At 58.8% G+C, this 19,770-nt stretch carries 13 protein-coding genes; 5 read left to right on the forward strand and 8 right to left on the reverse strand.

Going from position 1 to position 19,770, the window contains the following annotated elements:
- Positions 1-22 precede the first annotated feature (22 nt).
- Positions 23-4,093 carry a sugar-binding protein gene (locus REH34_RS29075; RefSeq protein WP_311970160.1) on the forward strand — a complete coding sequence of 1,357 codons (4,071 nt, stop codon included), beginning with the start codon at positions 23-25 and terminating at the stop codon, positions 4,091-4,093.
- A 50-nt stretch (positions 4,094-4,143) separates the two neighbouring features.
- On the opposite strand, the gene REH34_RS29080 is transcribed toward REH34_RS29075, so the two are convergent.
- Both REH34_RS29080 and REH34_RS29085 read right to left on the reverse strand, forming a co-directional pair.
- On the reverse strand, positions 4,144-4,752 hold the full coding sequence (locus REH34_RS29080; RefSeq protein WP_226502524.1) for a response regulator transcription factor: 609 nt from the start codon (positions 4,750-4,752) through the stop codon (positions 4,144-4,146).
- Between the two features lie 62 nt (positions 4,753-4,814).
- Positions 4,815-5,090: a LuxR family transcriptional regulator gene (locus tag REH34_RS29085; RefSeq protein ID WP_311970161.1), complete on the reverse strand. Its 276-nt coding sequence runs from the start codon at positions 5,088-5,090 to the stop codon at positions 4,815-4,817.
- Positions 5,091-5,546: 456 nt separating this feature from the next.
- Between REH34_RS29085 and REH34_RS29090 the strand changes: the two genes are divergently transcribed.
- The 4 genes from REH34_RS29090 (at position 5,547) to ahpF (ending at position 13,234) form a co-directional block, all read left to right on the forward strand.
- Positions 5,547-7,568 (forward strand): hypothetical protein, encoded by a 2,022-nt coding sequence (locus REH34_RS29090; RefSeq protein ID WP_311970162.1) that lies wholly within the window; start codon positions 5,547-5,549, stop codon positions 7,566-7,568.
- Positions 7,569-8,198: 630 nt separating this feature from the next.
- Positions 8,199-10,631 carry an autotransporter outer membrane beta-barrel domain-containing protein gene (locus REH34_RS29095; protein ID WP_311970163.1) on the forward strand — a complete coding sequence of 811 codons (2,433 nt, stop codon included), beginning with the start codon at positions 8,199-8,201 and terminating at the stop codon, positions 10,629-10,631.
- 221 nt (positions 10,632-10,852) lie between these two features.
- The gene (gene ahpC / locus REH34_RS29100; protein ID WP_311970164.1) at positions 10,853-11,416 is read left to right on the forward strand and encodes an alkyl hydroperoxide reductase subunit C; all 564 of its coding nucleotides are present in this window, start codon (positions 10,853-10,855) and stop codon (positions 11,414-11,416) included.
- Between the two features lie 255 nt (positions 11,417-11,671).
- A complete protein-coding gene (gene ahpF, locus REH34_RS29105; protein WP_226502529.1) occupies positions 11,672-13,234 on the forward strand; it encodes an alkyl hydroperoxide reductase subunit F in 1,563 nt (520 codons plus the stop codon).
- A 54-nt stretch (positions 13,235-13,288) separates the two neighbouring features.
- Here the strand turns inward: ahpF and gloA are convergent, their stop codons facing one another.
- From gloA to REH34_RS29135, 6 genes are all read right to left on the reverse strand, one after another.
- Positions 13,289-13,813 carry a lactoylglutathione lyase gene (gloA, locus tag REH34_RS29110; protein WP_226502530.1) on the reverse strand — a complete coding sequence of 175 codons (525 nt, stop codon included), beginning with the start codon at positions 13,811-13,813 and terminating at the stop codon, positions 13,289-13,291.
- Positions 13,814-14,117: 304 nt separating this feature from the next.
- Complete coding sequence (locus REH34_RS29115) at positions 14,118-14,483, reverse strand: histone-like nucleoid-structuring protein, MvaT/MvaU family (protein ID WP_311972183.1); 366 nt, start codon at positions 14,481-14,483, stop codon at positions 14,118-14,120.
- A 221-nt stretch (positions 14,484-14,704) separates the two neighbouring features.
- Complete coding sequence (xylB, locus tag REH34_RS29120; RefSeq protein ID WP_311970165.1) at positions 14,705-16,177, reverse strand: xylulokinase; 1,473 nt, start codon at positions 16,175-16,177, stop codon at positions 14,705-14,707.
- Positions 16,178-16,184: 7 nt separating this feature from the next.
- Complete coding sequence (locus REH34_RS29125; RefSeq protein ID WP_311970166.1) at positions 16,185-17,666, reverse strand: mannitol dehydrogenase family protein; 1,482 nt, start codon at positions 17,664-17,666, stop codon at positions 16,185-16,187.
- 14 nt (positions 17,667-17,680) lie between these two features.
- Positions 17,681-18,784 (reverse strand): sn-glycerol-3-phosphate ABC transporter ATP-binding protein UgpC, encoded by a 1,104-nt coding sequence (locus REH34_RS29130; protein ID WP_311970167.1) that lies wholly within the window; start codon positions 18,782-18,784, stop codon positions 17,681-17,683.
- A 145-nt stretch (positions 18,785-18,929) separates the two neighbouring features.
- Entirely contained in the window at positions 18,930-19,763 is an 834-nt protein-coding gene (locus REH34_RS29135) for a carbohydrate ABC transporter permease (protein ID WP_226502535.1), read from the reverse strand.
- Positions 19,764-19,770 lie beyond the last annotated feature (7 nt).

Raw genomic sequence — 19,770 nt, forward strand, 5'->3', positions numbered from 1 at the left:
TAATTTAAAGGACATGACCTAAATGACTTCTTCAACCGCTGTGCATTCCAATGCCTTTAATTTCATGAGCTTTATTGAAAGCGGTGTCGATCCGCGTACCGGGCAATATACGTTGGCGATCAACTTGCCAGCGCTGCAGTCCTATGATTTGAATGGCCCCGAGTTCCCGATATCCCTCAGCTATAATCCGCTCAATACCACGCATAGTGGCTATGGGTTGGGGTGGGACTTGAAACTTTCGCAGTATACGCCGGCTACCGGTATTCTCGCGCTGAGCACGGGGGAAACGTTCAAGTCGACGGCTACCGAGGGCGGCAGACTGGTATTCAAGGAGCAGAAACTCGACTCTTTTCGCTGTTTTGTAGACGGTAACGGCTGGTACCGTGTAGTCCACAAGTCGGGATTGGTGGAGTATCTCCAGGAGCAGGGCATTGCCGGTTATCAGGTGGCGCTGCCCCGTTATGTCGAGTCGCCTCAGGGGCATCGTTTGCAGTTGGACTACCAACCCTTCGGAAATTTTTTGCGGTTAGCCACCGTGCGCGACGACAGCTCTGTCCTGTTGCAGATTTCGATCGACGGCAAGCTGGTACACATCGATCAACGGCCGGGCGCCGCCGAGGACGGCGGCGCCTGGGCCCGCTATACCTTGCAGCTGGGCGCCGGCGACCGAGTCGATCGCATCAGCCTGCCATCGACACCCGCGTCCTCCTGGCGATTCACCTATGAATTGGCGAAAGGGATGTTGATCCTCAAGACCATCGGCTCGCCTACCGGTGCCGTTGAAACCCTCGAGTATCTGGATGATGGTCACGTATTCCCCGACGGCTCAAGCGCAGCCGATCATCTGACCGATGATGGCGAACCGTTGTCCCTGTTGGCCCGGGAAGCGCGGGAGCGTTTCGAGCTTGGACGTCGCCAGCGCAGCGGCGAGTCGCCGGCGGTGACGCAGGCACGTGCTGCCGCCAAAGCCCGCCCGCCGTTGCCGCGGGTAACCCGCCACGTCACCGATCCGGGGTTCGGCCAGCCGTTGATCGAGGTCCGCTACACCTATACCCTCGATGGAAACCCCAGCATTCACAACTTTCTGGGGGCCGGCCTGAGCGATGTCATCTTCGAAGACGACGGGCTGGACAACATCTACAAGACGCGCACCGCTTATCGCTATGGCTCGGTCGAGACACTGTGGGTGGCCGGCGTGGCGGTACGATCCATCACTCGTACGTTCAACCGCTATCACCTGTTGATTGAAGAAAGCACCCAGCAGAACGACTCTATCAAGCGCGTTGTGACCCGTTATCACATCACTGAAGGGCTGGACTTCGATCTGCAGCCTGCTCAAGTCCAATTGCCCCGGCAAGTCGAGACCACTTGGAGGAATGTGGCCGCTGGCACTGCACGTACCGAGACTGAATACAGCACCTTCGATCGCTACGGCAACCCGACCGAAACAACGGCGGCCAATGGTGTGCGTGAGGTCAGTACCTGGTACCCCGCCGAAGCTTCCGAGGGCTGCCCAGCCCATCCTTACGGCTTCGTCAGCCAGTTGCGCGAGCAAACCACCTACCCGGCCAACTCTGCCTATACCGATGAGCCGGTTCTGCGAACTCGCTATCGTTATGCACTGCTGGATCCGCTGAACCTGATCCCTTACGAGTCCGGCCAACAGCCACCGGTGTCGGGCTCCTTGATGCCTTGGCTGGCACCTTCAAGCGAGCTGCAGACCACGCTGGTCAATGATAGTGCGACCGAAGTGCAGGTGAAGGTCAGCGACTATCTGCATGAACCGACGCACCCGGGAAAGCATGGTCGTACCAAGTCGGTGAAAGTCACGCTGGGCGGTGTCACCACCTTCCCGGCCACGGGTGCGCCTGTGACCGCTGGCGGCTATGCATCGACCACCCAATACACGTACGAGAAAATATCTGCCAGTGCCACGCTGAAGACCGTAGAGACCACGACCACCTTCGATTCACTACAGAAGGTCATCAGCCGCCAAGCGTCGATACTGACCGGCAACGTCCTGCTTGACCGCGACGATAATGGCGTGGAGATCGAAACGCAGTACAACGCGCTCGATCAGGTAACCGCTGAAATCGCTGCGCCCAACACCCCTGAGCGTGCCCAGCGCAGCTATTTCTATGAGTTGGTCAATGCTGCGGGCGAACAGGCCATGCAACGGGTCATCGATGTCAAGGGGGTGGAAACCCGTACGTATTTCGATGGTCTCAACCGCGCCATCAAAGAAGAGCGCCAGCTTTGCGATTCGCCGACCCGCGCCAGCGAGTTCGTGCAGACCTACGCTGCCAGCTATGACGCGCTGGGGCAGTTGGTCAGCGAAACCGAGTTTGATGTGCGCTTGGGCGATGCTCCGGCGGTGTCCGATACTTCATTCACCAAGGCCGAATGGGATTGGTTGGGTCAAGACAGTCTGGCCTTGACGACTGTGTTTACGTACGACGATTGGGGCCAGCAAAAGTCGGCGACCGGCCCCGATGGTGTGGTGGACTACGAGCAGACCGACCCAGTGTCTCTGGAGACCAGCGCCTGGCGTACAGGGATTGGCAAGACCGTGACCAAGAACAACCTGTTCGAAAAGGCCGATTGGATAGAGCGTCGGAGCGTTGCCGGAGGGTTGTATAGCAAGGAGACCTCCGAGTACGACGGCCTGGGCCGGCTGCGCAAAGAGCAGGACGCGCGCGGCCGTGCGACGTCTTATAGCTATGACGTGTTCGACCGCCTGATCAGCAACCTGTTGCCGGACGGCGCGGTGGTCAAACGCGAGTTTGCAGCGCATAGCAGCGAAGATCTACCGACTTCCATCGGTGTCGTGGCGGCGGGCAAGAGCTATCATCTAGGGACTCAGCAGTTTGATGGGTTGTCGCGCCTCACTGTTTCAATCATCGGCAACCGTCATCGAAGAAATACCTACAACAGCACCGGGTCGCAGCCGGATTTCGTGCACACGCCAGCCGGAGATATGATTGCCTACACCTACAAACCCCACCTGAGCGATGATCCGGTAACTCGGCAGATCGATGGCGGGCCTATTTCGGCGATCTACAGCCTCGACCAGCAAAATGCACGGTTGTTGTCAGGCAGCGAGTCGGGGCATGAGTTCAAGCGCGAGTTCTTCAGTACAGGCGAGCTGAAGTCCGAGCGGCTCATCGATGCCAACGGCGAGCATGACATGAGCTACGTCTACAGCTTGCGCGGCCGACTGCTCAGTTACACTGACGTACTGGGCAATACCCAGACCCACAGCTATGACCTGGGCGGACGTCTGAGCGCCACTCGACTGGGAACCACTCACACTCGTCTGACGTACAACGCGTCGGGCCTGAACGATGGTATCAATACCCGGGACGATGCACTCGATCAGCAGGTCAACATTAGCCTGGAATATGACGAACAGGGGCGAGAGGTCCTGCGCACGTTCGACCTGGGCGACGGCCAGGTGCAAAAACTCGCCCAGGCCTACACCTTGCTCGACCAGATAAGCAAACGCACCCTCAGCGAAGCGGACACAGTGCTGCGGGAGGAAGGTTTCAACTACGACGTCCGCGGGCGGCTGGATACGTACACGGCCACCGGCAGTGAGGCGCCTTTTGATCCGGCGAACAAGCAGATGGTCAGCCAGGTGTTTCTGTGCGACGCCATCGACAACCACGAGATTGTCTTGACCGAGTTCAAGGAGGCTGACGGCACGTCAGGGAGCAACTTTGCCACGTACGCCTACAGTGCTGTAGATCCGGCGCAACTGGTAGAGATCACTAACGATCACGCAGCGTATGCCAGGTTCAACATGATCTTGAAATACGATGCCAATGGCTGCCTGCTGCAAGACGAGGAGGGCCGGGAGCTGGAGTACGATGGGCTGAGCCGTTTGGTCAGGGTCAAGCCGACCGACGCGGCGGAGCTGGATTATCGCTACAGCGCCGACGATCGGATCTGCCAAGCCGCCGCCGAACGCCGCTTCTACCGATCCGGAGAGCTGGTTAGCCTGGTCGAGGTCAACGGTGACGCCCGCACCATCGTGCGTGCGGGTGATGCCCTGGTAGCGGAGCATCAGACGCAACTCGCGCCCAAGGCATGACGCATGCCTGCACGGGGGCCATTATCGACCTTCGTGCAGGGTTGGACCTTTTAGCCGCTGGCGTCCAGGCCAGTGATGTAATCGAGCAGCGCGCTGTCATGGGCCAGCCCCAGCTTGTCCATGGCATTGCGTTTATGCCGGCTTACGGTCTTTTCGCTGCGATGGGTAAGCAAGGCGATATCGCGACCCGACAACCCGTTGGCCATCATCCGTAATACCTCAAGTTCTCGTGCTGACAACGGATCGTTGGGTTGTTCCAGCTTGCGCATATAACTGGGACTGATATAGCGACGTCTCATTCCCGCCAGACGCGTCGCCCGCGGTAATTCGGTCAGGTTTTCGTTCTTGTTGTACAAACCCATGACGCCCATACGCAGTAACGCCCGCAATATGTGGGTACTGCTGAGCATGCTTAGCACGACGATCTGTACTTGGGGGTATTCGCGGCGTATGCGGCCGATCATCGTCAGGCCATCGGCCAGTTCGCCTTTGGGCATGGAAAAGTCCGTAATCAAGACTTTGCAGGTTACCCGAGCAAGCAAATCGAAAAGGCCGACCACGGTATTGGCGGTGCCGACCACTTCGAAGCCTTGACGAGGGTCGGCGCTAAGCGTTGCGGTGGTGCCGAGCAGGACGACGGGGTGGTCGTCTGCGATCATTACTTTGAGGTCCAAGATTCAATTACCCAGCAGATGGACGGCCGCTCCGGGCGCGGTGCGCCCTATGGTCCGGGGCTTAGCAGTCCCAGCCCCACGGCCATGATCAAGGCATGAGCACGGGTGCTCACATTCAATTTCCCCATGATGTTTCGGCAATGGAAGTTCACTGTGCATTCCTTGCATTCGATGATGTGGCCGATTTCCCATGAGCTTTTTCCCTGAGCGACCCACATTAGCACTTGTTGCTCGCGGCAGGTGAGCGAAATCGACCCCAGATGTTTGGCGGTGTCCGCATCGGCGGGGCGGGTAGTCAGGTGTTTGCGAGAATTCCTTGGCATGGCAATCACTCCCAACGGTGGATGCAGGTCGCTGGCTAGGACCTGCGTAGATGCGACTGGATACGCAATGGGTTATAGCCTGATTTGCCATGTTTGAAACCTGTAGGAAATGACAGGTTTTGCAGTTTAGTAGTGCTGCCGGAAGATTAATGTAGGACCTAATTGATTGGATTTGTAGGAATTTTCGACAAAAATGACAAAGGTCGAAATTTTCGATATATCTGGCGTTGCGTCGTTTTTTGATGAAAGTAAATATTCACTAAAATCAAAGTCTTCATTTTTTGTACGCCAAGCCTAATGGCTATTATATCTATAGCGAAGTGTTCTAAAAACCTGTCATTTCTTACAGTAGGCGAAATCCGTCATATGCCTCCTAATCCCGTGGTAAGGGCGTCCGCGCGTCATGTAGATGTCGGTAAACCCACAACCACCGAGTTCGATAAGGGAGTTGCTGATATGAGCTTCAACACCAGGTTGAAAGCAGCCAAGCAAAAGCGGGCGGATGAACGTGAACGTCGGCAAAAGGCTTACCAACATCTGCGGGCGCAGGCCTTATCGAAACGCAAACCGCGCGCTGACAATGAAGTAGCGGCGCCGTATTTCGAAACAAGCAATATGGTCGAGGACCGTTGGTTCAAGGCCGGGCAAAAGAACCAGGCGCAGCCTGTGTACCTCTTGGGATATTTTAACCCCTCAGAGTATCCTGGAGAAGTCGACAAGATTTTCCTTGAACGTAAGCATCAGGGCGAGCCGGACCTGACCTATCAACTGCTAGGTGAAGTCATTGAGCTAGAAGCCGTTGCCGGCCTTTTCCCGGTTCGTATATCGATGCCAGCGGTGTATATGAATGACGAAGGGGCGTTCGACTATCGCTTCCGTGTGGAGAGTTGGGCTGGGCCGGAGTCAACTTCCAAGGTGGTCAGTGCCATTCAGGACTGGACCCCACCTGGCGCAACAGACGAAATGCTCGCACCGGTCATATACCCGTTTGACCAGGAAACTTTTCTGGTCGACGATGCCTATATCGCCGGTTTGACCCAAGGGCTGGAAGTGGAAATCCCCACCTATGCCAATGACGACGCGGGCGATGTGATCATGTGGTCATGGCTGGGGCAAATTCCCGAAGATGGACAGCCGCTGCCTAACATGCAAGAAGCGTTGCTGGTGGATCGCAAGGTCACTGTTCCAAAGCAACTGCTTCTCGATACTGCCGAAGTAAACGGGCGCTGTTATTTCTTCTATTTTCTCAAGGACAAGCCCGGCAATATCAGCCGTCTATCCCAGGCGTTACCGGTCAAAGTTGCCAAGGGGCCAGTACCAGGTCCCATCACCCGTCCTTCTGTGTTTCTGGCCAACCCGAAACTCGAGTACGCGGATATTGCCCAAGGCATTGATGTAACCGTTGGCCCGATTGGCGATTATTTCCGTTCGAGCGACTCCATCGTGGTGACATGGGGCGCTACTGATCTGCCGCCTGTTTACTTGTATAACGGCGTGGGTTTTCCGATGGATATCCGTGTGCCCAATGATGTGCTGCGCAAGGAATATCCGGAAGGCACCACGGGGGATGTCGACATCAAGGTGTCGTATCAGGTCTGGCGGGGCTATAACGCCTGGCCGTCGGCTGAGATTACTGTCACCGCTAACTTCGAGACCGTAGGTCCGCCCAATCCCGAGTGGCCCGAGCCGGTCAATCCCGACTTGCCGCGGGTAACCCTCAAGCCGTTCGCCGGTGACGACAACACCCTTGAAGGGAAGGACAACTTCGAGAAAGACGCAACCCTGAAATTTGCGCTTTTTGACGGCGCTAAAGAGGGCGACGTCATTCAGGCCTATTGGCGAGATGTTCCAGTCGGGGACCCACACTCCGTCGCAGCAGGTGACTTACCCGGTAGTCCCGTCGACATCAAGATACTCTGGGGGGTGATACAGGCTGGCGGTAATGGTCTGGAGGTACCGGTTTCCTACAGCATCAGCGATCCCAGCGGCGCCAACGAGCTCTGGTGCAAACCGACGCCGGTTCTGGTCAACGTCGTCGAGTTGACCCTTATCGCCCCTGGTCTGCCGCAGGCGGAGGCGGACAACGAGCGCGCCATCATCAATTGCAGAGTCGCTCACATGGACCATGGTCGCATCCATATAAAGATCCCTCGTAACCCGCAGTTCGAAGACGGTAAAACCGAGGTGACCGTGTATTGGAAGGGCTATACGCGCGCTGCCGATGGTGGAGTGGGTGTCGAGATCCCTCAGAGTCATCAGACAAAAACGTTCAAGTGGAGCAGCACCAACGATATTTCCACGGTAGAGCCCGCAGAGGACCGGTTGTTCAGCTTGCACCCCGCTACAGGAGGCTCCGGTTGGTGCCAGTACTATTACACCATCGCGGTCGAGGGGTTGACGGTGACGTCGCAGATCAAAGAAAACCTTGTGACGATGGGGACCCCTGGCGGCTTGTGCGAGATACCCCAGTTGCCTTGAGTCAGAGACGCCGTGTGGGCGCAGTGATCCCGGTCGCTGCGCCCTGTTGGCGTCGGTACTGAATGATCGAGAAGCAAAATCAGACGTGTCCTAAAGAGATTACAAATCGTTGCAACTACCATGCGGACCCGCGAGGTGGGCACCCACCCATGCCCATCACTCCCCCTAGAGGATATCTTGTTGAATACGTCCCGCAACGCTTTGCCCGTCCGTCCCGCACAGTTCCCTTTGAGCCCCTTGGCGGGCCTGATCAGGTACCTGACCGTGGTGCCGTTACTGTGGAGTGGCTACTCGTTGGCAGGGGACGTGGATGGCACCACCGTTTCGCTAATCGATAATGATCAAGCCTATCAGGCCTGGAATGTGGTCAATGGCGGTGTATTCAATGTTATCAACAGTGATGCTGAGAGTATTAGCACCCTTGGGTCTACCGTTAATCTCAGTGGCGCAACTATCGGCTTGCGTGGGTCCTCCGGTACTGGCCTGAATAACCAAGGCTCCGCCCTGACTGTCGATAACAGCGTCATCTTCGGTAGCGCAGCGGGTATGCGGGTCTCGAGCACATTGGCCGGTCCAAGCACGGCCGTCATTCGAAATAGTCAAATAACGGGAGGGACGGGAGGCATTAATGTGGCGGAATCCGACCTGACATTGATCAATTCGCAGGTAACCGCCACTGGCGCCAATGGCAACGGTTTGAGTTCCAGTGGCGGTACGATCATGTTGATCGATAGCCAGATCAAGGGCGGCAATTTCGGCATTACCGTAATACGGCCGGCCAACAACGGTATTTCGGTGGTCGATCTTGATAACACCTCGGTAGAAGGGGGCACGGGTGCTGCGATCAATGTGTTCAATCGGGGCTTGACCACCTCAGTGATCAATATCCGCAATGGCTCGACCCTGGTGGGCGGTAACGGGGTAATCCTGGACGTCAATGGCAGCAGCAAGGTACAGGCCAACGTCAGCAACAGCGATTTGACAGGCAACATTATCGTGCATGCGCCCATTGCAGGGTTCGGTGATGCGCTGCTGGATTTGAGCATGAACAGCGCCAGCCTCACTGGCGATGTCGACGCGCAAGACGGTAGTGTGGCCAACCTGGCACTGGCCAACGGCAGTCTGCTGAGCGGTAATTTCAATCTGGCCGGCGCTAGTACGGGCAGCCTGAGCCTGGGCAGTGGCAGCCAGATGACCGGGTCAGTCAACCTGGCCGATACGACGGACGCACAGCTGAGTTTGGCCACTTCCAGCCTGTTGCTGGGTGACATCAACCTGATCGACGCCAGCAGCGCCACCTTGAACCTGGACAGCGGTAGCCAGATGACGGGTTCGGTCAACCTGGCCGGTACCAGTTCGGCACAGGTAAGCCTCGCCAATGCCGGTCATTTGCTGGGCGATCTCAACCTCAACGACGCCAGCAGCGCTAGCTTGAGCCTTGACAGCGGTAGCCAGATGACGGGTTCGGTCAACCTGGCCGGTACCAGTTCGGCACAGGTAAGCCTCGCCAATGCCGGTCATTTGCTGGGCGATCTCAACCTCAACGACGCCAGCAGCGCTAGCTTGAGCCTCGACAGCGGCAGCCAGATGACTGGCTCGGTCAAGCTGGCTGATACCAGCACTGCGCAAGTAACCCTGGCCAATGGCAGCCAACTGACCGGTGACGTGATCGCCGCCGCCGGCACAACCGCCAACGTCACCCTTGACTCGGGCTCCTTGCTGACCGGTCGTCTGGAAAACCTGCAGTCGCTGAGCATCAACAATAACGCGCAATGGCAGATGGTCGAGGACAGTACGGTCGACACGCTGAGCTTGGACGGCGGACGTGTGCGCTTCGGCGAGGCCACGGACTTTCAGACACTGAACGTCGGCGATCTGTCAGGCAACGGCACATTTGTCATGGACGTCGATTTCGCTTCGGGCGACCGTGACTTCCTCAACGTCACCGGCAATGCCAGCGGCAATCACGAGTTGCTGATCGCCAGCACCGGCACCGATCCGGTCAGCGACACCAGCCTGCACGTGGTGCATATCAACGCGGGCGATGCGACCTTCGGGCTGGTGGGCGGCGCTGTCGACCTGGGCACTTGGTCCTATGGACTGCGCGGCGAAGGTACCGACTGGTACCTGGATGCCTCGCAGAAGACCATCAGTCCCGGTACCGCCTCGGTGCTGGCGTTGTTCAACACCGCGCCTACCGTGTGGTACGGCGAGTTGAGCTCGCTGCGCAGCCGCATGGGTGAGTTGCGCAGCAACAGCAGCCAGACCGGGGCGTGGAGCCGAGTCTACGGCGCCAAGTACGACGTCAGTGCCAACAATGGCCTGAGCTACAGCCAGCAGCAGAATGGTTTCTCGATCGGTGCGGATGCGCCGCTGCCCGTGGGCGACGGCCAGTGGCTGTTGGGGGTGCTGGCGGGTCATAGCGATTCCGACCTGAGCCTGGCCCGGGGTTCCAGCGGTACGGTCAAAAGTTACTATGCGGGGGTCTATACCACCTGGCTGGATGCCCAGAGCGGGTACTACTTTGATGGCGTGCTGAAATTCAACCGGTTCAACAACGACTCCAAGGTCAATCTCAGCGACGGCACCCGTACCAAAGGCAGCTACGACAACAACGCACTGGGCGCCTCGGCGGAGTTCGGCAAGCATATCAAGCTCGATGATGGCTACTTCGTCGAACCCTCGGCGCAGTTGGCCACGGTATTCATTCAGGGGCGCGATTACAGCCTCGACAACGACATGCAGGCCAGTGGCGAACGTACTCGCTCGCTGCTCGGCAAGCTGGGCGCCACGGCCGGACGCCGCTTTGATCTGGGCGAAGGGCGCTATGCCCAGCCTTATGTGCGGGCGGCCTATGTGCATGAATTTGCCAAGGGCAACGAGGTGTCGGTCAACGGCAACAGCTTCAACAACGATTTGTCCGGCTCGCGTGGCGAACTTGGGGCGGGCCTGTCGGTGGCCATCGCCGACAAGTGGGACGTGCATGCCGACTTCCAGTACACCGATGGCGAGAAGCTCTCGCAGCCTTGGGGGGCTAACGTAGGGGTGCGGTATAGCTGGTAATTCGGCGTTCGGGTTCGGCCTCTTCGCGGGCGAGCCTTGCTCCCACAGACTGAGTTGTACTTGTGGGAGCAGGGCGTGCCATCCCCGCGTCCATGACTCTTTATAGTGTCCATCGATAGGTAAAAGCAATCGCACGCATCGACTTTGCCAATGGGCACGATGGGCAAAAGGCCGTTAGGATACCCCCCATCAGATTATCAACCCTGAAGGAGAGTCACCTGATGCCTATCATCAACAGCAAAGTAAAACCATTTAACGCAACTGCCTTTCACAACGGCGCGTTCGTAGAGGTTTCGGAAGCTAGCCTCAAAGGCAAATGGTCCATCTTTTTCTTCTACCCAGCCGACTTCACCTTCGTCTGCCCGACCGAACTGACCGACCTGGCTGACAACTACGCTGAATTCCAGAAGCTGAACGTGGAAATCTACGGCGTCTCGACTGACACCCACTTCGCTCACAAAGCCTGGCACGACACTTCGGAAGCCATCGGCAAGGTTCAGTACCCGCTGATCGGTGACCCGACTCACCTGGTCTCGCGCAACTTCGACGTGCTGATCGAAGAAGCTGGCCTGGCTGACCGCGGTACTTTCGTGATCAACCCAGAAGGCGAAATCAAGATCGTCGAACTGAACGACGGTGGTGTTGGCCGTGACGCATCCGAGCTGCTGCGCAAAGTCAAAGCCGCTCAGTACGTTGCCGCCCACCCAGGCGAAGTCTGCCCAGCCAAGTGGAAAGAAGGCGAAGCGACTCTGGCTCCATCGCTGGACCTGGTTGGCAAGATCTAAATTGCCGACGGCGCTGAGAGCATCTCCCTGATGCTCCCATCGCCAGCCATATCCACCCTGTGGGGGCGCGCGCTGCCCGCGAAGAGGTCGGCATTATCGACCTTGAAAGCTTGGCGGGCACAGCCCGCTCCTACAGGTGTGAAGGTAATGATCCGCTGTATATTTTATTTTTAAACCCGCATCGACCACTCTGCTGATAACAGCGGGCGGGATTGTTGCGCCTTTATTTTCAGACACCACCAAGGAATCGCCCTCATGTTGGACGCCAACCTCAAAGCGCAGTTGAAGTCGTACCTGGAACGGGTCACCCAACCGATCGAACTCGTCGCCTCGCTGGACGACGGCGCCAAGTCCCAGGAGCTGCTGGGGCTGCTGCAGGATATCGACGCACTGTCAGACAAGATCACCCTGCGCAGCGATGGCCAGGATGCACGCAAGCCGTCGTTTTCCATCAATCGCCCAGGTGCGGACATCGGCGTGCGCTTTGCCGGCATCCCCATGGGCCATGAATTCACCTCGTTGGTACTGGCCCTGCTGCAAGTGGGCGGCCATCCCTCCAAGGCCAGCGAAGAAGTCATCGCCCAGATCCAGGCGCTCGACGGCGAGTACCTGTTCGAGACTTACTTCTCGCTGTCGTGCCAGAACTGCCCGGACGTGGTCCAGGCGCTCAATCTGATGGCGGTGCTCAACCCGAAAGTACGCCACGTGGCCATCGACGGCGCACTGTTCCAGGACGAAGTCGAGCGACGCCAGATCATGGCGGTGCCGAGCCTCTACCTCAATGGTGAAAACTTCGGCCAGGGCCGGATGGGCCTGGAAGAAATCCTTGCCAAGCTCGACACCGGCGCGGGTGCTCGTCAGGCCGAGAAACTCAACGCCAAGGAAGCCTTCGATGTGCTGGTGGTCGGTGGTGGTCCTGCCGGTGCGGCGGCGGCCGTATATGCCGCGCGTAAAGGCATTCGTACCGGCGTGGCTGCGGAGCGCTTTGGCGGTCAGGTGCTCGATACCATGGCGATCGAGAACTTTATTTCCGTCAAGGAAACCGAAGGGCCGAAGCTGGCCATGGCGCTGGAGGAGCACGTCAAGCAGTACGAAGTCGACATCATGAACCTGCAGCGTGCCGAGAAACTGATCCCCGCCGTCGATGGCGGCCTGCATGAAGTACATTTCGCCAATGGCGCGGTGCTCAAGTCCAAGTCGCTGATTTTGGCTACCGGTGCCCGGTGGCGCGAAATGAATGTGCCGGGCGAGCAGCAATATCGCAACCGCGGCGTCGCGTACTGCCCGCACTGCGATGGCCCGTTGTTCAAGGGCAAGCGCGTTGCGGTGATTGGCGGCGGCAACTCGGGTGTGGAAGCGGCCATCGACCTGGCCGGTATCGTCAGTCACGTGACCCTGATCGAGTTCGACAGCCTCCTGCGTGCCGACGCGGTATTGCAACGCAAGCTGCACAGCTTGCCGAACGTGACGGTGATCGCCAACGCGTTGACCACTGAAGTGACCGGCGACGGTCAGAAGGTCAATGGCCTGGTCTACAAGGATCGCATCAACGGCGTGCTCAACACCGTCGCGCTGGAAGGCATATTCGTGCAGATCGGCTTGCTGCCCAACACTGACTGGCTCAAAGGCGCTATCGAGTTGAGCCCGCGTGGCGAGATTATCGTAGACGCCCGGGGCGAAACCAGCCATCCCGGCATATTTGCCGCAGGTGACGTCACCACTGTGCCGTACAAACAGATCATCATCGCCATGGGCGAGGGCGCCAAGGCATCGCTGGCAGCGTTCGACCACTTGATTCGCACTTCCGCACCGGCTTGATACTGTATTGGCATAGATAAAAAAACCCGCGAATCCGCGGGTTTTTTTATACCTTCACGCCATTGGCGCAGGTTGGATGATTTCGACCCAGTAATCATCCGGGTCCTTGATGAAGGCCAGATGCTTCATGCGGCCATCGCTCAGGCGCTTTTGAAAGGTCACACCGAGTTCTTCAAATCGGGCGCACGCAACTGTGACATCCGGGACCGAAATACAAATATGGCCGAAACCGCGTGGGTCGGTATTGCCATTATGGTAGGCGAAGTCGGCGTCTGATTCAGTGCCATGGTTATGGGTCAATTCCAATACGCCGGGAATCGACTTCATCCATTGATGGCGTTCTGCGTCGTCTTGGGGGATTTGCTGTTTATCGACCAAGGCGAGGAAGTAGAGGCTGAATTGGGCTTCAGGGAAATCGCGTTTATCCACCAGGCTGAATCCCAATACGCGGGTATAGAAATCGAGCGAGCGAGTAATGTCCTTGACGCGCAACATGGTGTGGTTGAACACGAACTGTTGCGTCGCTGTGTCAGGGCTCGCCGTTACGCCGGCCAAGGTGTTAAGGGTGTCGAGACTCATGAGGGCTCCGTTGGAAAATGATCGTCGCCAATGCAAAGCGTCTTGCGACGGGGCTGATCAATAATACGCAGGGAGGGCGCTAATGCCAAATGCACGGCTGGAGTGCAGTGAATGTGAACGGATATTCAGGAAAATGGAATTCGAATGAAGCGCAGGAGAGGATTGAAACGGCAGAGCGGGAAATAAGCAGCCCGCCGAAGCGGGCATATGGGGCGCTGGTCCTTCAGCAGCCTTGATAATCTCCCTCCAACGGTGAAAATACCGTGAAAATCAGGCAGTGGTTCCGTGAACCTTAAAAAAACTTTTAAGCGCGCAACCAGCTTTCAACGGTATCGCTGCCGTGCTCGCGTTTCCACGCCTTAAGGCCGCTGTGGTTGCCACCCTTGGTTTCGATCAGTTCGCCGGTGTGCGGGTTCTCGTAAACTTTCAGTACACGAGGCTTGCGGGTCTTGACCGGGGCAACGGGGGCGGATTTGGCGTTGACCGCGGAAGGATCGAGAATCGAGATAACGTCACGCAGATTCTTGTCGTAACTTTTCATCAATGCTTGAAGTTTTTCTTCGAATTCGATTTCTTTCTTGAGGCCTGCGTCGTTTTTCAGTGTCTCCAGCTGTGCAAGTTGCTCTTGCAAGGCTTTTTCGGCAGCACGAAATTCGGCGAGTCTGGACATGGTTGAAGCTCCGGCAGGGGTGACGAGGTCACATTGATGTGCCGCCAGAATAGTGTCCAAAAGACAAAACGTAAATAAGCCAGCTGCAGAAGAACGCAAAAAATCAACTAAAAAGCCGTTGAATGACGGCGATTTAGTTGATTTTCACAAAAATTGTATCAAGTCGTTAGTTACGCACCTGAAAAGCTGGCGGCGATTCTATCAACTTGTACGGCGTTTTTTCACAACGCCTTTAGTTGCTGGCGATAGCGCTGATAGACCTGTTGGTACTTGGCGACGTTCGCCGGCACCGGTGGCGTCTGGCTGTGGTCGTCCACTCGCACACAGCGTTTGCACAGCGCTTGCAACGTCGTCGCGTCCGCGCTGACGCACCAGGCAGCCTGAATCGCCGCGCCTAGCGCGGCGGCCTCTGGTTCTTCGGTGCAAATCACCGGAACGCCCATGATATCGGCCACTATCTGGCGCCACAGCGGGCTCTTCGACCCGCCGCCTACCAGGCGGATGCTGTGGCAAGGCAAGCCGCTGTCGCGCAGCAGGTCGAGGCCGTAACGCAGCCCGAAGGTAGTGCCTTCGACCGCTGCTCTGCATAGATTGGCCTGGTTCAGATTGCTGCTGGTCAAGCCATGCAGGCTGCCTTGCGCCTGTGGCAGGGCGGGGACGCGTTCGCCGTTGAGGAAGGGCAGCATCAGCACCCCCTCGGCGCCGATTGGTGCGCGTTCGATCTGGTGATTGAACCCCGCCAGGTCCAGTTCGAACAGCTCGCGCACGGCGCTGGTGACGTTGGTCAGGTTCATGGTGCAGATCAACGGCAGCCAGCCGCCGCTGGATGAACAGAAAGTCGCTACTTCGCTGCTCGGGTTGATGACCGGCTCGGCGCTGTAGGCGTATACCGTGCCCGACGACCCCAGGCTCATGGTGATTTCCCCGGCGACAATGTTGCCGGTACCGATGGCGCCCATCATGTTGTCGCCGCCGCCACTGGCGACCACAGCCGCTGGGTTGATACCCAGGCGCCGGGCGATTTCCGGGCGTATCTGGCCCACGGCCTCATGGGCGTCCAGCAGCTCGGGCAGGGCTGCCTGCAGGCGTCCATCGGGATCGATATGGCGCAGCAGTTGCAGGTCCCACTGGCGACTGCGCACGTTGAAGTAACCGGTGCCCGAGGCATCCCCGTATTCGCTGCAACGCCGTCCGGTCAGCCAGTAATTGAGGTAATCGTGGGGGAGCAGGATTGCATCGATCCGCGCAAACAATTGTGGAAACTGCTCCTTGGTCCATAGCAGCTTGGAGACGGTGTACCCGGGCGCTATGACTACCCCTAGACGTTCCAGCGAGCCTTTTTCACCGCCCAGATAGTGCAGCAGCCTGTCGTTTTCGGCGGTGGTTTCGGTATCGCACCAGAGCTTGGCCGGGCGCAACACCTGGCCATCAGTATCCAGCAGCACCAGGCCATGTTGCTGGCCTGACACCCCGACGCCTTCGATCAGTTGGCCATCGATGCCCGCTTCCTGTAGCGCCTGGGCGGTGGCCGTTTCGAACGCCGCCACCCACTGGGCCGGATCCTGCTCGCGTCGGCCATTGGCCTGCGCATCCAGCGTGTGAGGCGCGGACCCGTGGCCCAGCACCTTGCCGGTGCGGGTATCGAGGATCAGCGCTTTGGTACCTTGAGTGCCGCAATCAATGCCCAGAAACATGCCCACTCTACCTCCCGTTGCCCCGCAAGGCGTGCAGCGTGCCCTGCACACCCAATGTGCGCAGGTTGCGCAGTTGACGCTCGAACGCTGCAGCGAATTCCGTCGATTGCGCGATGGTCTTGCCAAAAATCTCTTCGACGCCCAGCAAGCGTTCGGTCAGCTTGGCATCGTCGCTGACCAGTTCCCGGCAAAAGTCGGCCCGCGGATCGACGATGGTATAGGCGCGCACGTCGGCCGGCTGTTGCAGATACAGGGCCCAGGCCGCTACCACCAGCGCGGCACGGTCCAGAGGCTTGCCATCGGCGATCAGACGATCAATGGTGGGCACGGTGAATTTGGGGAACTTCGACGAGCCGTCCGAGCAGACTCGCTGCAACTGGTCGGCGATCTTCTGGTTGGAGAAGCGTTGGATCAACGTCGCCTTGTAGTCGCTCAGGTCGATACCCGGCACCGGGGCCAGTTGGGGCGTGACATCAAGGTCCATGTACTGGCGGATGTAGTCGACGATCAACGGATCGTTCATGGTCTCGTGAACGAACTCATGACCTGCCAGGGTGCCGAGATAGGTGAGGGCCAGGTGGCTACCGTTGAGCAGTTTGATTTTCATCGCTTCGTACGGGGTGACGTCGTCGGTGAACTGCACGCCGACCTTTTCCCAGGCGGGTCGACCGTTGCTGAACTTGTCTTCGAGCACCCACTGCACGAAGGGCTCGCAGACCACTGGCCAGGCATCGTCGATGCCATGTTGATCGTGCAACGCCAGGCGATGGGCGTTGCTGGTCATCGGCGTGATGCGGTCGACCATGGCATTGGGAAAGCTCACATTCGCGGCGATCCAGTCATGCAGGGCCTGGTCTTCGCCCAACGCGGCAAACGCCAGCAGCGCCTTGCGCGCCACGGCGCCGTTATGGGGCAGGTTATCGCAGGACATCACCGTGAACGGCGCAACCCCCGCAGCGCGGCGCCGAGCCAGCGCGGCGCACAAGAAGCCGAACACGCTCCTGGGGGCGTCGGGGTGCACCAGGTCGTGCTGAATCAGCGGCAGATGGGCCATGAATTCGCCGCTGCTGTCGTCGATGCAGTACGCGCCTTCGGTAATGGTCAACGAAACGATGCGGGTGGCGGGATCGGCGAGTTTGGCGATCAATGCCTGGGGGTCATCTTCGGCCAGCAGCATGCCGGTAATGGCGGCGATGACGCGTACTTCAGTGTCCGGCGTATCGGCCAGTTCCACCAACGTGAACAAGTAATCCTGGCCGGCCAGGTCATCGCGTGCCTTGCGGTCCTCGGCACGCAGGCCGGCGCCGCAGATGGCCCAGTCCAGGCCCTCGCCGCGGTTCATCAAGCGATCGGTATAGAACGCCTGGTGTGCGCGGTGGAAGCCGCCAACGCCGATGTGGACGATGCCCTGGGTGGTGCTCGTTGCCTGGTAGGCGGGGCGTTCGACAGGCGCGGGGAGCTGCGACAGGTTTTTCAGATTGAGTTTCATGACGGTTCTCGATTTCAGGCCGCAGCGCGCAGCGCGGGGATGACCGCGACGCCCTGGGCATCGAACAGGTGGCAATGCTCGGCATTGAGGTACAGATTGAGGCGCTCGCCGTACTGGCTGCTCATGTCACCGCGGATCCGCAACGTCAGCGGCTCCCCCGAATCGGTGAGCACGTGGCAGAACGTATCGCTGCCCAGGCGTTCGCTGACATCGGCGGTCACCGCCAGTTGGCATTGGCCCTCGCTGGCCAGCTCCAGGTGCTCGGGACGGATACCGAGGGTGACTTCGCCACCGACGCTCAGGGTCGGGCTGACCCGGGGCAGGGTGATGCGCGTGCCCGCCGCCAGGTCGACTTCGCAGGCCTGGCCGTCGATGCGGCTGACCTTGCCCTTGAGAAAGCCCATCTTCGGCGTGCCCAAAAAGCCTGCCACGAATAGATTGGCTGGGCTGTGATACAGCTCCAGCGGCGAGCCCACCTGTTCGATCTGGCCGGCATTGAGGACCACCACTTTGTCGGCCAGGGTCATGGCTTCGACCTGGTCGTGGGTGACATAGATCATGGTCGCCTGCAGCTCCTTATGCAGCCGCGACAGCTCCAGGCGCATCTGCACGCGCAGGGCGGCGTCGAGGTTGGACAGGGGTTCGTCGAACAAGAAGATCTTGGGGTTGCGCACGATGGAGCGGCCGATGGCCACCCGTTGGCGCTGGCCGCCGGACAGTTGCTTGGGCTTGCGATCGAGCAGCGGGCCAAGTTCGAGGATGCGCGCGGCGTCGTCGACCTTGCGGGTCACTTCGGCCTTGTCCTGGCCGGCCAGGTTGAGGGCGAAGGCCATGTTCTGGCGCACGGTCATGTGCGGATACAGCGCGTACGACTGGAACACCATGGCCAAGTCGCGCTTGGCCGGGGTGACTTCGGTGATGTCGCGGCCATCGAGTTCGAGGGTGCCGCTGGTGACATCTTCGAGGCCGGCGATTAGGCGCAGCAAGGTGGATTTGCCGCAGCCTGACGGGCCGACGAACACCACGAATTCGCGGTCATGGACTTCGAGGTTGACGCCTTTGATGATCTGCAGGCCTTCGAAGCCTTTTTTCAGGTTTTTTATTTTCAGCGTGGCCATGTCTGGGTTCCTGATATTGGATTGTTGTTGTCTGGGCGGGCCTCTTCGCGGGCAAGCCTTGCTCCCACAGGTGTACGACTCCATACCGGCTTGCACTGTGGGAGCAAGGCTTGCCCGCGAAGGGGCCGGGCCTGCGGAACGAAATTCATTTGACCGCCCCAAAAGAGAGGCCGCGCACCAACTGCTTCTGACTGATCCAGCCAAAGATGAGGATAGGGGCACAGGCCAACGTCGACACCGCCGACAGCTTGGCCCAGAACAACCCTTCGGGGCTTGAGTACGAGGCGATCAATGCCGTCAGCGGCGCGGCCTGGGAGCTGGTCAGGTTTAGCGACCAGAACGCTTCGTTCCAGCACAGAATCAGCGACAGCAACACGGTCGAAGCGAGCCCGCCCTTGCTGATCGGCAGCAGCACGCGGACCATCTCCTGCCACAGCGTGGCGCCGTCCAGGCGCGCGGCTTCGAGGATGTCCTTGGGAATGTCCTTGAAATAGGTGTACACCATCCACACCACGATCGGCAGGTTGATCAGGGTGTAGATGATGATCAGCGCCGTGCGCGAATCCAGCAGCCCCGCGCCCTTGGCCAGGAGGTAGATGGGCATCAGCACGCCCACCGGCGGCAGCATCTTGGTCGAGAGCATCCACAGCAGGGTTTTCTTGGTGCGCTTGGTCTCGTAGAACGCCATCGAGTACGCTGCCGGCACCGCGATCAGCATGCACAGCGCCGTGGCGGTGAACGAGATCAGCACCGAGTTCCAGGCGAAGTGGAAGTAGTCGCTGCGCTCCTGGATGTGCAGGTAGTTTTCCAGCGTCGGCGTGAAGAAGAACTGCGGCGGCGTGGCGAAGGCATCGATCTCGGTCTTGAAGCTGGTGAGGATCATCCAGAAGATCGGGAAGAAGATCACCAGCGCGATGATCCACGCCAGGGTGCCGAGCAAGGCGCTTTGCAGGCGCCGCGATTGTTTGAGCGTCATCATGGCGGGC

The organism is Pseudomonas baltica (assembly GCF_031880315.1).
In the GTDB taxonomy this organism is placed as follows: Bacteria; Pseudomonadota; Gammaproteobacteria; order Pseudomonadales; family Pseudomonadaceae; genus Aquipseudomonas.